At 64.0% G+C, this 14362-nt stretch carries 12 protein-coding genes; 5 read left to right on the top strand and 7 right to left on the bottom strand.

All coding sequences use genetic code 11. The features are described from left to right. Nucleotides 1–26: 26 nt before the first annotated feature. A complete protein-coding gene (locus HUTA_RS13225; protein ID WP_015790421.1) occupies nt 27–1952 on the bottom strand; it encodes a beta-CASP ribonuclease aCPSF1 in 1926 nt (641 codons plus the stop codon). Nucleotides 1953–2209: 257 nt separating this feature from the next. Here HUTA_RS13225 and HUTA_RS13220 point away from each other — a divergent pair, with 257 nt between their 5' ends. The 4 genes from HUTA_RS13220 to HUTA_RS13205 all read left to right on the top strand — a co-directional run bounded on the left by HUTA_RS13220 (nt 2210) and on the right by HUTA_RS13205 (nt 6966). Continuing rightward, nucleotides 2210–2698: a hypothetical protein gene (locus tag HUTA_RS13220; RefSeq protein WP_015790420.1), complete on the top strand. Its 489-nt coding sequence runs from the start codon at nt 2210–2212 to the stop codon at nt 2696–2698. 75 nt (nt 2699–2773) lie between these two features. Then, entirely contained in the window at nt 2774–3592 is an 819-nt protein-coding gene (locus tag HUTA_RS13215; RefSeq protein WP_015790419.1) for a M14 family metallopeptidase, read from the top strand. Nucleotides 3593–3663: 71 nt separating this feature from the next. Next, entirely contained in the window at nt 3664–5118 is a 1455-nt protein-coding gene (gene proS, locus HUTA_RS13210; protein WP_015790418.1) for a proline--tRNA ligase, read from the top strand. 495 nt (nt 5119–5613) lie between these two features. Then, complete coding sequence (locus HUTA_RS13205) at nt 5614–6966, top strand: outer membrane protein assembly factor BamB family protein (protein WP_015790417.1); 1353 nt, start codon at nt 5614–5616, stop codon at nt 6964–6966. Nucleotides 6967–7088: 122 nt separating this feature from the next. Here the strand turns inward: HUTA_RS13205 and HUTA_RS13200 are convergent, their stop codons facing one another. From HUTA_RS13200 to secF, 6 genes are all read right to left on the bottom strand, one after another. Next, entirely contained in the window at nt 7089–8000 is a 912-nt protein-coding gene (locus HUTA_RS13200) for a glycosyltransferase (protein ID WP_015790416.1), read from the bottom strand. A 23-nt stretch (nt 8001–8023) separates the two neighbouring features. After that, on the bottom strand, nt 8024–9160 hold the full coding sequence (locus HUTA_RS13195; protein WP_015790415.1) for a M20 family metallopeptidase: 1137 nt from the start codon (nt 9158–9160) through the stop codon (nt 8024–8026). After that, on the bottom strand, nt 9160–10419 hold the full coding sequence (gene lysA, locus HUTA_RS13190) for a diaminopimelate decarboxylase (RefSeq protein WP_015790414.1): 1260 nt from the start codon (nt 10417–10419) through the stop codon (nt 9160–9162). The genes HUTA_RS13195 and lysA overlap by 1 nt, the downstream gene beginning before the upstream one ends. Before the next feature lie 77 nt (nt 10420–10496). Then, a complete protein-coding gene (locus tag HUTA_RS15680) occupies nt 10497–10664 on the bottom strand; it encodes a hypothetical protein (protein WP_015790413.1) in 168 nt (55 codons plus the stop codon). 67 nt (nt 10665–10731) lie between these two features. Beyond that, on the bottom strand, nt 10732–12264 hold the full coding sequence (locus HUTA_RS13185) for a preprotein translocase subunit SecD (RefSeq protein WP_015790412.1): 1533 nt from the start codon (nt 12262–12264) through the stop codon (nt 10732–10734). Then, nucleotides 12261–13124, bottom strand: a complete 864-nt coding sequence (secF, locus tag HUTA_RS13180; RefSeq protein ID WP_015790411.1) for a protein translocase subunit SecF — start codon at nt 13122–13124, stop codon at nt 12261–12263. Before secF ends, HUTA_RS13185 begins: the two co-directional genes overlap by 4 nt. 156 nt (nt 13125–13280) lie before the next feature. Here secF and HUTA_RS13175 point away from each other — a divergent pair, with 156 nt between their 5' ends. After that, the gene (locus HUTA_RS13175; RefSeq protein WP_015790410.1) at nt 13281–14345 is read left to right on the top strand and encodes a guanosine monophosphate reductase; all 1065 of its coding nucleotides are present in this window, start codon (nt 13281–13283) and stop codon (nt 14343–14345) included. Nucleotides 14346–14362: the final 17 nt, after the last annotated feature.

Raw genomic sequence — 14362 nt, 5'->3', positions numbered from 1 at the left:
TCGACGGCCAGAGACAAGAGGATCGTCTAGACGAACCGGAAGGTTTCGAGGTTCTTGGGCGCGAACGTCCGCATGTTGTACTCGTGATAGAGCGCCGACGAGAGGTCCTGGACCGAGGATTCGTCGCCGTGGACACAGAGCACTTTCTCCGGACGGGGGTTCATCGTCTTCACGAAGTTCTCTAAGCCCTGGCGGTCGGCGTGGCCGGAGAAGCCGTCGACGGTCTCGACGTTCATCTCCAGGGAGAGCGTGTTGCCCCGACCGCGACCGTTACCGTTGTTCATCGGGATCTCGTCCCAGCCGTTCTGGATCCGCCGGCCGAGGGTCCCCTGGGCCTGGTAGCCGACGAAGGTGAGCGTCGAGTCCGGATCGGAGCCGAAGTGTTCGAGCCAGGACATGATCGGCCCGCCAGTGACCATCCCCGACGTCGAAAGGACGATCGCCGGTTCGCCGTCGGTGACTTCCTGGCGCTCCTCCTCGCCGCCGTCGATATGGTTGAACTGGTCGGCGAGGAAGGGGTTCTCGTCGTCGTGGAAGATCCGATCCCGCAGGTCGTCCCGGAGATACTCGGGATAGGTGGTGTGGATGGCCGTCGCCTCCCACATCATCCCGTCGAGATGGACCGGCATCTCCGGGATGTCACCCTCACGCATCGCCTCTTCGAGGACGAGCATGAGTTCCTGAGATCGCCCGACAGCGAAGGCGGGGATCAGGACCGAGCCGTCGCGCTCGTAGGTCTCCCGGATGATCTCCTTGAGCCTTTGTTCGGAGTCCGCCTGGTCGGTCTGGTAGTCGTTGCGCCCGCCGTAGGTCGACTCCAGAACGAGCGTCTCGACGCGGGGGAACTCGTTGACTGCGCCGTTGAACAGCCGCGTGTCGTCGTAGTGGATGTCCCCCGAGAACGCGACGTTGTACAGGCCGTCGCCGATGTGGAAGTGTGAGATCGCCGAACCGAGGATGTGGCCGGCGTTGTGCATCGTGAGCTTGATGTCCGGCGAGATGTCGGTCACGTCGCCGTACTCGATCGGGATGGTGTGTTTGATCGCCTCCCGGACCATCTCGGAGTCGTACGGCGGGGCGCGCCCTTCCTTAGCTGCGACGTCGAGATAATCGAGTGTGAGCAGCCCCATCAGGTCACGCGTCGGCTCTGTCGTGTAGATCGGCCCGTCGTAGCCGTATTTGAACAGCAGCGGGATGAGCGCGGAGTGATCGAGGTGGGCGTGGGTGAGGACGACCGCGTCGATCGAACTCGCGCCGACACCGAGGGCCTCGGGTACCTGCAGATAGGGATACTCGTCTTCCGCGCCCGGTTTGTCACCGGCGTCGATGAGAACCCGGGTTTCGGGGGTCGAAAGAATGAACGACGCGCGGCCGACTTCCCGACAGCAGCCAAGCGTCGTAATCCGGACCCACTCGTCGTCGGACATCTCCTCGCGGTGGATCTGGCGACCGACGCGTTCGAGGATGTCCCGGCGGTCGTCGCGTTCCTGTTTGAGGAAGTTCCGGACGTTGCTGACCGTCGAGGACTCGATCGGCGGGGTCCGGACGACCTCCGGCGTCCACCCAACTTTCTGGGTGATCTCCCGGAGCGTCGATCCGTGCCGACCGATCACCATCCCCGGCTTCTCGGCCTCGATGACGACCTCGCCGGTGTCCTCGTGGAAGTCCAGATCGGTGACGCTGGCCTCCTCGGGGATGACCGAGTGGACCTCGTCACGGGCCTCCCGAGGTGGCGAAAGGACGTCGGTGTCCGGACGGACGGTGATCCGTTTGCGGAGTTTCGACGCAAGCCGACGAACGAGGTCGCCGTTCTCCGCGAAAGACTTTGGATCGCGCGTGTAGATGACCAGTTCCGGCCCCTCGTAGGTGACATCCGTGATCGAAATGTCATTGGGTACTTCGCTAACAATCGTCTCTTTCGTATCCGCAAGTTGCTGATCTACGTTACTCATAGCTGCAAGACGCCCCCGTCGTTTCCCGGGTGGCCGTCACGTCGATACCCGAGCGACTCGGACGACGTGAACAGAGCCGACTGGAACGACGACGACTGATTAGTAATGTCATGGTGCGACAGTGATGCATCCGCATCGGTCCGGTCCCGTAGCACTAGCAGTGGGAGCCCGGAAAACCGAATTCCGTACCTGCTTATTCCCCTCGGTTAATAAAAACCTTCGGAAACGTTGAGGCTCCCCGCCCCCGAGATCGATCTATGAACGTGACGCGAGACCGTGTCGAGTCCGAGCGAACGTGGGTCGCTGATCGAGCGACTGTCGTGGTTCCACTGATCAATCAACTCCGGGAGCACCTGGGGGACGCATTCGACACCGACGTCGAAGCGATCACTGACGAACAGTATCGAGAGGCCGTAACAGCAGTCTTCGCCGACGGCGACCTGGCAGTCAACGTCACTGCACTGGTCGGCCTCTTGCGTGAACTCGACGTCACAGACGATTACCCGGGGTTCGTCGTCGACGAGTTTCTCGGACGGGAACTCGCCGCCACGATCGCCGGCGGACAGCCGCGTGGGACGCTCGCCGAAGCGACATACCACTACGCTGACGTCCACACGCATGGCAGCGATGACGACGTTGCGGGGCTCGACGATCTCGACGCCGCACTGGCTGCAGGGTTCCAGACGCGGCTACCCGGCTGGAAGTGGACTGCCACGGCGAGTCCGTTCAGCGTCGACCCCGAGTGACCGGAAGCGAGGAGACACGGCACGACGACAGTCGGACCCGACGCGCTCTTGAGGGTCGACACTGAACTGGTGAACATGCGCGTCGAACAGCTCGGAGACGGCGAGCCGGAACTGGCGATCGTGGCGGCGATCCACGGCGACGAGCCCGGCGGCGTCGAGGCGATCGAGCGACTGCGTTCGAACGGGGCGACCGTCGAGCGGCCCGTAAAACTGATTGTCGCCAACGAGAAAGCCCTGGAAGCCGGCGAGCGGTACCTCGAGACGGATCTCAACCGGGCGTTCGACGAGGACGTCCCCGAAGATGCCCACGAGCGGGAGCTCGCACGAGAACTCGCAGCTGAGATCCGCGGGTGTACCGTGCTGTCGCTACACTCGACACAGTCCTCGGCGACGCCGTTTGCGATCAGCCCGGGACTCGACGATACGACGCGGGCGATCGTCCCCCAGCTTTCGGTCGCTGCGCTGGTGCGCACCGGTCACGACGTCGAGGGACGGTTGTTCGCAACCGACGCGACGATCATCGAAGTCGAGACGGGCTACCAGCGATCGGTCGAGGCCGCCGAGAACGCCTATCGGATCGCCCTGGAGTTTCTGACGGCGACGGGCGCGCTGCCGGGGTACACGGTCTCGACCGATCTGTCGGTCTATGACCTCAGCGAACCCGTCGAGAAGCCGTCGGCAGCGGAGTACGAGGTCTTCGCCGAGAACTTCACGTACGTCGATGCGGGCGAGACCTACGCCGCCGCGGACGGAGAGGGGCTCACCGCCGCCGACGGGTTCTACCCCATTCTCTTCTCGGCCTATGGCTACGAGAACATCTTCGGTTACACCGGATCGTTCGTGGGAACGTTACAGACGAACTGCGAGAACGCCCCGCGACTGGTCGCTGACTGAGGCCGGGCGGTATCGGGGCTGGGACGCCAGGAACACGGCGGGTTTATATCTCCGCCTCCGGAGGTTGGGGTATGAGCGGCGAGCAGGAACTCGGGATCACCGAGAGCAAGGAACACGCGACTGGCGAGTGGTACGCCGAACTGGTCCAGAAGGCCGGCCTGGCCGATTACGCCCCCATGGGCGGCTTTATCGTAACCCGACCCCGCGGGTACGCTATCTGGGAGCGCCTGAAGAATCATCTCGACGGGTGGTTCAAGCAGACGGGCGTCCAGAACGCCTACTTCCCGATGTTCATCCCCGAAAGCTACCTCGAAAAGGAGAAGGACATCGTCGAAGGGTTCGACCCCGAAGTGGCGTGGGTCACGAAGGGTGGCTACGATGAATTGGAGGAGCAACTCGCGGTTCGGCCCACCAGCGAGAGCATCATCACGCCCTTCCTCGCCCAATGGACCCGCTCACACCGGGACCTCCCGATCCGCGTCAACCAGTGGTGTAGCGTCGTCCGGTGGGAAGCAACGGAGACCAAACCGTTCTTCCGCACGAAGGAGTTCCTCTGGCAGGAGGGCCACACCGCCCACCACGACGAGGAAGACGCCGTCGAGGAGATGGAAACTCGCCTGGGCCAGTACAAGCGGCTCTACGAGGACGTCCTGGCGATGCCGGTGCTTTCGGGGCGCAAGCCCGACCACGACAAGTTCCCCGGCGCGCACACGACGACGACCGTCGAGGCGCTGATGCCCGACGGCAAGTCAGTCCAGGGCGGGACCTCCCACTATCTGGGGACCTCCTTCGCGGAAGCCTACGACGTGACCTACGTCGACGAGGACGAGGAAGTGAAGACCGCCCACACGACCTCCTGGGGGCTGTCCTGGCGGGCCCTGGGCGCGCTGTTCATGACTCACAGCGACGACCAGGGGTTGGTCCTGCCGCCCACGCTCGCCGAGACCCAGGTCGTCATCGTCCCGATCTGGGACGAGGACAGCAAGGACGACGTCCTCGCATACGCCGAGGACGTCGAGGCGGACCTCGAGGACGCTGGCGTCCGGGTCGAACTCGACGACCGCGACCACCGCAACCCCGGGTTCAAGTACAACGAACACGAGCTCAACGGCGTCCCGCTCCGGATCGAGATCGGGTCCTACGAGGTCGCTGACGACGAACTCACGCTCGTCCACCGCCCCGACGGCGAGGAGATCACGGTCGAGCGCGACAACGTCGCCGAGACGGTCGAGGACCACCTGGATACCATCTTCGCCAAGCTGTACGCCAGCGCCGAGGAAACCCTGGAAGGCGAGATCCGCGAGGCCGAATCCCGCGAGGAAATCCTCGGCACCATTGGCCAGCACGGCGGCTATGTCAAGTGTGGCTGGTGTGGCGACGAAGCGTGCGAGGAGCCGATCAAGGACGCCATCGCCGCCGAGATCGTGATGGTGCCCAAAGATCGCGACGAGGAACCGATCCACGACGAGTGTGCGATCTGTGGCGACGAGGCCGAGGAGACCGCATACTTCGCCAAAACATACTAGACCATCTTTTTCATCGTCGGGTTTCCTCGCTCGCTTCGCTCGCTGTGGGAACCGCGTGGCGACTTCGTCGCCACGGCATTCGGTTGCGGGCCCATGGGCCCACAACCCACTCCTCGAAAAACATGGTCCACGCGAACGCAGTGAGTGTGGGCTCGGGAGAGCTTGCTCTCCCAGCGGTGAAAAAGGCCGACGGCTCGACCGCCGGTCTCGCCGTCGGTGAACCGCGCTCGCTGGCTCGCGGTTGCACCGCTCGCTCTACCGAGGTCGCTTCGCGACCTCGCGACGCTCGCGCGGATGCTAATCCATATTCGAAACCAGGAACAGGCTTATGTAATTATTTACACTACTGAACGATATGAACCGCCAGCGTGTTTTCGTCGGGGATAGTACGCGCGTTCCCTATGGGGTGCCCCGTCATTTCGAGATGGTCGACCCAATCGAGGTTTCGAAATCCGGGCAGCAAGGGGCGCGGACGTGTCGTAGGGACACCGCCGAATGACCCGTGATCTCACCGAACGAGTGAGTCGGCGTCACGTACTGCGGACGGCCGCCGGGCTGGGATTCGGCACGATCGCCGGCTGTGTGGGCATGGGCACTGAGAGTTCGGGTTCTACCGATACGAACGGTGATGATACCACAGTTACCGACGAGAAAGGGAATGCTACCACTGTTTCCGACGAAAATGGTGGCAGCGTGGAGTGGGAATTCACTGAGCCAGCCGGGAACGTGTGGTCGTCGCCGACAGTCGTCGACGGGACCGTCTACGTCGGATCGATGGGGACCTCAGTTGAGAGTGCGGCGTTGTACGCTGTGGATGCGGCCACCGGCGAGCGATCGTGGACGTTCACCGAGCCTTCGGAATCGATCAGCTCGTCGCCAGCAGTCGCAAACGGGACCGTCTACGTCGGGTCCGGGCCGACGCTGTACGCGGTCGATGCCGAGACGGGCGACCAGGAGTGGGCGTTCACCGAGCCACCACGCACGATAGACGCCTCGCCGACCGTCCGGGACGGGACTGTCTACGTCGGAACCTGGGGTTCGACGCTGTACGCGGTGGACGCGACAACCGGCGATCAAGAGTGGACGTTCACCGGGCCGAATGGAGCCGTGAACTCGTCCGCGACGGTCGCGGCGGGCACCGTCTACGTCGGATCTTCCGGGAGCCGTTTCGAGGACCACGAAGATGCGGCGTTGTACGCGGTGGATGCCGCCACGGGCGACCAGGAGTGGGTGTTTACCGAGCCGTCAGATTCCGTCGATTCATCGCCCACGGTCGCGGCGGGGACCGTCTACGTCGGCTCCGATGACGGGACGGTGTACGCGGTGGATACAGAGACGGGCGACCAAGAATGGGCGTTCACCGAACCGTCTGCGGGCGTGTATTCATCGCCGACGGTCGCGAGCGGGACCGTCTACGTCGGCTCCTATGACGGGACGCTGTACGCCTTGGAGGCGGCGACGGGCGAGCGGGAGTGGGCATTCACCGGGGGGTATCGCGAACTGTCGAGCGTCCCGTCCTCGCCGACGGTCGTCGATGGGCTCGTCATTGTCGGCACCGCGGCCAAAACTGACGCCGAGTACACGTACCTGGGTGTGTTATACGGGGTGAATGCGGCCACGGGCGAGCGGGAGTGGGCGTTCGCCAAACCAGCAGCGGCGGTCAGCTCATCGCCGACAGTCGTCGATGGCATCGTCTACGTCGGTGGGCCGGGCCCAACGCCGGCGTCTGGCGGCGCGCCGATCGCTGGCGTGGTATACGCCCTGGACGCGGGCGTCGACGGATCGAGCGACGGATCCCGGGTTCGACTGGGAACACTCGGTCACCACGGCGTCGCCGCCGAGACGTGAATAGGCCAGTATAGGCCGGTGCGTAATACGCACTGAGCGGATATTCACTTCTAGCCGCCATGAAAACAACCACCCTGTGAACCGTTCTATGACATCCTGGCCAATCCTATCCAAATCAACGGTTACTCGACGACCTCGACGTCGAACATGCTTCGCCAGCGATAGCGCCGCCCGCCCCAGACGAACGTCCGGCGGGCCAGTGCGTACGCGAAAAGCGGGAGATTCAGTATCGTCGCCGGTACTGCAAGCAGGAACGTCCACCGGCGGATGCCGAAAGCCGCGTAGATGATTCCATAGGACAGTGTCACTGCGACGGTCGTGAGTACCGGATACAGGACGAGGAGCGCAGTGAGGGCGAGCAATGCGAGGGCGTTGAACACAGTGATACCCGGGCCGTGGAACCGGACGATCTTGATGAATCGGACGAACCGTTCGAGAGACTCATCGATCGTGCCGCCGGCCGAAACCTCATGAACCCGTCGTATCGAGGTCACGTCCAGATGCTCGTCCAGCGTTCCATCGTCGCTAATCGTCCGGGTCAGGTCCGCCCGGAAGGCGTCGACTTCGAGATCACCACGCTCGAAGATCACGCTCCCACCCCAGGGGATATCGGCCGCCCATGTCGTGAGTGTGCCGCCAAAGACGTTGGTGGGTTCGAGCAACACCGAAAGCGCGTCGCGTCCGCGGAAGAAGGGGACCTCCGAGACCGGGCCGTGGCGGTCGTAGTCGGCCGAGAGTTGGTCCAACCAGTCAGGCGGATGCTCGAAGTCGTCGTCCGTCCAGACGAGCCGGTCGTGGCGGGCTCGTTCCATGCCGACATCGATCGCGTTGGCCTTGCCCGAGCAGCCATCGGGGTCGCCTGCGGGGATCACCGACACTGACGGAGGGTGGCCTGTTTGCTTTGCAACTGGATCGCTCTCGTGATCGGGGAGAACCAGGAGTTCGTCGTCGTCCCGGAGTTGCTCGGCCACCTGCCGGCAGGCTGGCGTCCAGGTCGTCGTCGGTAGCAGGACCGAAACCGGCGGTCGCTCCATGGTCGACAAACGGCGGCCTCCTGTCAGAAGCTACTGGAAGCGTCACGCTCTGCCGGTTGATCACCCACCGCCAGCATGGTCTCGATCGTCTCGACTAGCACGTCCGCCGTCCGCAGAACGTCCTGCCGGTCGACGTACTCCCGTGGTGAGTGAGCAACCGGCCCCTCGTCGTCAGCCAGCACGCCCGGACCGAAGACAACCGTCGGGGCAAGTTTCGCGAACTGGGCCGCCTCCGTCGCCGCGCCGAAGGGGCGCACGCTCCCGCCGCTCGCGTCCCGCAGGACCTCGACGATTTGAGCGTCTGGGTCCGTCTCGAAGGCTTCGGGGAACGGCGTGTCCGGGCGGACGAGGGAGACGTCGACGCCGATCTCGTCGGGAAGCAAGTTCCGAAGGTGAGCCTCCAGGGAGGCGGGGAAATCCTCACTGCGCTCGGGCGGGACGCTCCGGCGGTCGAAGGTGATCCGTACCTCGGCCGGGATCTGGTTCGGGGCCTCGCCGCCCTCGACCATCGTCGGGGTCAGCGTCGGCGATCCAAGTGTGTCGTGAGCGGCTGTCCCGCGTGCGTCGTCGTAGCGATCCATCGACTCGATCGTCGGGCCGATCACTCGAACGGCGTTGATTCCATCGCTCGGATCGCTGGCGTGGGCGCTCTCGCCGGTGAGGGTGATCTGGCCCTCGAACTGGCCACGGGCGGCGTAACAGACGTCCAGGTCCGTCGGCTCGCCGACGATCGCCGCGTCGAGGTCGGCATCGAGCGTCTCGACGAGGTGGGCCGCGCCGGTCTGGGTCGTCTCCTCGTCGGGCGTGATCGCCAGCGTCACGCGCCCGTCGCCGATTTCGGCGCGGAGGAAGGCCCCGACCATCGCCGCCAGCGACCCCTTCGCGTCGCAGGCACCTCGGCCCCGGACGATCTCGCCGTCGCGCTCGAAGGGCACGTGTGGCGGAACCGTGTCGAGGTGGGTGTTGAGCAGGAGATGGGAAGTGTCGTCAGTCTCACCACTGCCGCTCCGGTGGGCGACGACGTTGCCACCCCCATCGACGCGGACACTCACCCCATCGTCTTCGAGTGTCTCGACGAGCACCGATCGCATCGCTTCGACCGACTCCTGGGATTCGGTCCGGACTGCCTGCTCGTGGAAATCCAGAATGTCAAACGCCATCACTCACGCTCCGCATCGGGCGCGCCGGCCGTCTCGTCCTCGACGCGCGTGACGTCGGCCATCGTCTCCCGGCGACGAACAATGCGTGCGCCGTCGCCCTCGATCGCGACCTCTGCAGGCCGGGGCTGGGAGTGGAAATTGTTCGCGAGTTCGTACCCGTACGCGCCGGCGTTGCCGATCGCGAGAATGTCCTCGCGTTCGGGGCGAGCGATCGGTCGGTCGGTCGCGAAGACGTCCGCGCTGGTACAACAGGGGCCGCCGACGGAGACTGCCTCGTCCGCCCGATCCGGCGCGGAGACGTTCCGTATCGGATGGTAGGAATCGAACATCGCCGGCCGGATCAGCGTCGACAGCGAGGCATCGACGCCGACGACAGTCGTCTCGGGAGCTTCCTTGACCGTGTTGACCCTCGCGAGGATCAACTCGGCGTCGGCGACGACGTATCGGCCGGGTTCGAACTTCATCGTCGCGTTGAGGTCGCCCACCGCCTCCCGGACCGTCTCGGCGACGACTTCGATGTCGAGCGGTGGTTCGTCCTCGCGATAGGGGACGCCGAACCCGCCGCCGAAGTCGACGAACTCCAAGTCGCCGTCGCCGACCTCCCGCGCGAGGTCTGCAACTTTGCCGAGCGCACGGGCGTGCTCGTCGACTTCGCCCGTCAGGACGCCGCTGCCAACGTGGGCGTGCAGACCAACCAGATCGAATCGCTCCCGGAGATCGGCAGCGAGATCGGGGACGCGCTCGGCCGGGATCCCGAACTTCGCGTCCTTGCCCGTCGCGACCTTCTCGTGATGGCCGGTCCCGATCCCGGGATTGATCCGGATGGCAACGCGGCCGTCGTACCCGCGCGCTTGGAGGCGGTCAAACGTGTCCCGAGCGCCGCCAGTGATCGTCAGCCCGGGGTACTCGTCGGCGAGTTCGACAGCGTAGTCAAGGTCCGCGGCGGGCGGGTTGACGGCCGTGTACTGGAGTGTGTTCGGGTCTGCGCCCGCTTCGATCGCCCGCTGTAACTCCCCGCGGGCAGCACACTCGATGTCGGCACCGACGTCGAGCAATGCAGAGAGGACAGCCCGGCCGGTGTGTGCCTTTGCGGCGTACATTACCTCGGCATCCGGGAACGCGGCGTCGAACCGGCGGTAATTTGCCTGGACGCGTCCGGTCTCAAGGACGTACAGTGGGGTCTCGTACTCGGCAGCGAGAGCGAGTAACTGCTCGTGATCCCAGTCGGCGAGGCGACGAACCGGCGGCGAGTGACTCATTACTTGCCAGACGGGTTCGGCGGCTAACAAGCGTTCCGTTTCCTGAGAAAGCGAGAGGAACGTTCCCAGCAGGAGACCTACTCGTCGCCGACGAACACCGTCTCCAGACGGTTCCCGCAGTCCGGACAGCAAAACGTCTGCCACTTTGTTGGATCGAGTCCGCCCATCGTCTCCGTGCGGATCACGTCCGCGCGAGCGACGGGGTGCTCGCAGGTCTCACAGTAGAAGGGCTCGTCGTCAGTCATTGGTAGCGAAAGGCAACCGATCGCAAAAAGGTCGCCGACTCCGGTCCGACCGTGGGGACGGTCGGCCTCAGGTGTCGAGAACGAGCCGACGGAGGAAGTTCCCGTACGCTGGCCGGGTGACCAGGACCCCGATCAGCACACCGACGATGGTGATGATGGCGAACCCACTCAGATCACCGAGGCCGAGCACGGTCAGCGGGCTCATCGCGATGATCGTGGTCGCCGCGGCTGCCCCGATGACCCAGAACGCCTTCCGGAATCGGTTCTGGAACACCCGATCGGTAGCGATCTCCTCACGCTGAAGGATCTCGTCGGCGATGATGATGAGGTCGTCGGCCCCGGTCCCGATGACCGCGATGAACCCGGCGATGTGAGAGAGATTCAACGGGTACTGGACGAGCGCGACGAAGCCAAGGAGGACGAACACTTCGGACATCGCGGTGACGATCATCGGTAGCGCAACCCGGACGTCCTGATACCGGAAGAAGATCATGCCACTGACGGCCAGGACGGCCATGATCCCCGTGATCAGGGAGTCAGTCCGGAACTGCTGGCCGAGCGCCGGTTCGAGTTCCTGATAGTTCGCGTTCTCGAAGTCGAGGGGTGCGGGGAGACGGCCGGCTCGAAGGCTGATTTCGAGGTCTTTCGCCTGGGTCATGTTCTCTCCGGTGGTCATTCTGAACGACGGATCGGTGGCGAACCCACCCGAAGCGAACGACCTGCCGAGATCCCCATCCACACCGCCAGAGAAGACGATTTCTCCGTTGAGTGTCGTAACCAGGCAATAGTCGTCGACCGCGGAAACGTTCGTGATCTGCGACCGATCGTAGCCACAGTTGCGATCCTGGTTGAAGCCGTACTCTACCATATCCTGCTGGAACCGTTCGGCGACGTCATCGTTGATCGTCACCGGGACGAAAGCTTCTGTTCCATCGGCCACTTCCCGTTCCTGTGCTGTCCCGATCCGTCCGAACTCGTCCTGGCCCAGTACCTGTGACGGAACGAACGATCCGTTCTCGTCCGGATGAACCGCGTAGACACGGACGATCCCACGCTCGTTGAGGAGTGACCGAAGTTCCTCCCGATCGCGATCCGGCGCAGTGATCGAGATGAGGTTCCCCTCGATCGCGTTGAGTCTCGAGACGCTCCCGCCACTGAGTGCGGATTCGGTGATCTTGTCTCGAATGACATCGACCATATCTTCGCGAGTCTGGCCGGTCACCCCGTCACGGACAGTTCCCGGTTGATATCCTTCCGCATTCAGTGCGTTCCGAAGCTGATCGTGAGTGACGTTTCGCACGAATACCTCGACAGTCGATGACTCATTCGAAACCCTGATGTCGGCTAGGTCAAGCGATAGCGACTCCGAGAGGTTCTGTTCGAGTGCGGTCTCTTGCTGGAATCTGACGTTGACGTCCTCGGCCGTGATCCCCACCGCAGGGGCCTGAATGCTGGTCCCGCCGTCGAGTTGAATCCCGTACTGGAGGTTGGTGATACCGCCATCGTCTGCGCCACCGGTGACGGGCGCGAACAGGGCAATACCACTACCCAGGACGAACACGACCAGCAGGACGATCCGCCAGTTCTCTCGAATATTCATCTGTTCACCCCGTGGAATTTATACCAGCGAAGCAGACTCAAGTTGAGCATGTAGGTGTTCATCAGGTCGACGCTCAGCCCCAGCACGAGCACGATGCCGATCTGAGCCATGATCTGGATGCCGAACAGCGTCGCCATGATTGCCATGACGGTCATGGCGACGATCGACGTCAGCGTCATCGTCACACCGGTCTGCATCGCGGCGTACGTACTCTCGTAGAACTCCCCGCGCCGTCGGAGGATGTGGTTGTTCAACAGAATATCCGAGTCGACGCTGTACCCGATCAGCATGAGGAGGCCGGCCACCGTGCCAAGCGAGAGTTTGACCTGGAAGAGGCTTAACACGGCAAGGGGAATCACCAGGTCGGAGAACGCGGAAATGACGATCGCGATACTCGGGACGAACGTCCGAAAGAGTGCGAACGCCAGAACGCTCATGCCGAGGAAAGCAATGGCGATCCCGAAGAGGGCGACCCGCATGCTGTCAGCTCCAAAGGACGCCGGTGTCGACCCACTCGAGGTGACGTTCATCCCCGATGAAGTGGCCTGACCCTTTAGCTCGGTGATGTTCGCCCCGCTACCGAACGTGAGGCGGTAGGCGTTGTCTTCGAGCACGAGCCCCTGAACAGACTCAGGCTCGGGTGTGAAGTTCGTCTGAATGTCCGCCGCCGACAAATCCGTCTGGACGGTCATCTGTGACCCGCCCGTGAAATCGATGCCGAGTGCGACTGGCGAGCCAGTCACCGCCCACGCCCCGATCAACACGACGAGCGCAAGCGCCAGCACCGCCAGCGGGACAGCCGCGAGCTGGCGGTTGGAATACTTCGTATAATCGACTTCCGGTACCTCGAACTCTATCATGACAATGCGTGTGGCACGGGCTTGAATAAGCCTTCCTAAAGCGTCTTTGTGTCCTCGTTGCCGACAGTCACCGTGTGGATGCTTCGACCAGTTTGCACGCCCGCCCAACCAGTGACGACGGGCTTATAGGGCTGGTTCCCCTGTGATAGTGGCGGCATGAAAGACCTCACGACAGGGCGTTCCTACGGGGACGTGTTGCTCGTCCCACAGCGCTCGCCGGTCGACAGTCGCGACGACGTGGATCTCTCGACGCCGCTCACACCCGACATCGAACTCGAGCGCCCACTCCTGAGTGCGCCCATGGACACCGTGACCGAACGCGAGACGGCGATCGCCCTCTCGGCGGCCGGTGGGTTCGGGACGATCCACCGGTTCCTCGCGATCGACGAACAGGTGGCCGAAGTGCGGGCGGTCGTCGAAGCCGGCGAGCGCGTCGGCGCGGCCGTCGGCATCGCCGATGGCTACCTCGAACGGACCGAACGGGCGCTCGAAGCCGGGGCCGAGGCGATCGTCCTGGATGTCGCCCACGCACACCTCGAACGCGCGCTTGCGGCAGTCGAAACCCTCGTCGACGAATACGACCCCGCGAACCTTATCGTCGGGAACGTCGCGACACCCGAAGGCGTCCGTGATCTATACGCGGCAGGAGCCGACACCGTCAAGGTCGGTATCGGCCCCGGCTCGCACTGTACGACCCGGCGCGTCGCGGGCGCTGGCGTCCCGCAACTCACCGCAGTCGATCAGTGTGCGGACGCCGCCGAAGACCTCGACGTGCCAGTCATCGCTGATGGCGGCATCCAGAGCTCCGGTGACGCGGTCAAGGCGCTGATGGCCGGCGCGGATACGGTCATGCTCGGACGATTGTTCGCCGGGACAGCCGAGGCCCCGGGCGACGTCGTCGAGATCGAGGGCGACCAGTACAAGCGCTCGCGGGGCATGGCGACGACCGCCGCCAACGAGGACCGGACGGACAAGGACGGCGCAGCGGCGGACGCCGACGAGGGCGTCGAGGGGCTGACGCCATACAGCGGCGACCTCGTTGACGTCGCCGACCGGTTCGCTGCCGGGATCCGGTCCGGCCTGAGTTACTGTGGCGGCCACACCATTCCGGAAGCGCGTGCATCGGCTGAATTCATGGAAGTCGCAGCCAGCGCCCGCGAGCGCGAGGGGGCACACTTCGATCACGACTGGGAGAGCGTCGTCGGTGACGGCAGCGATTGATGTAGCGGCTGCTCCGC

Source organism: Halorhabdus utahensis DSM 12940 (assembly GCF_000023945.1).
GTDB classification, from domain to species: Archaea; Halobacteriota; Halobacteria; order Halobacteriales; family Haloarculaceae; genus Halorhabdus; species Halorhabdus utahensis.
This window is presented reverse-complemented; position numbering and strand designations above follow the sequence as displayed.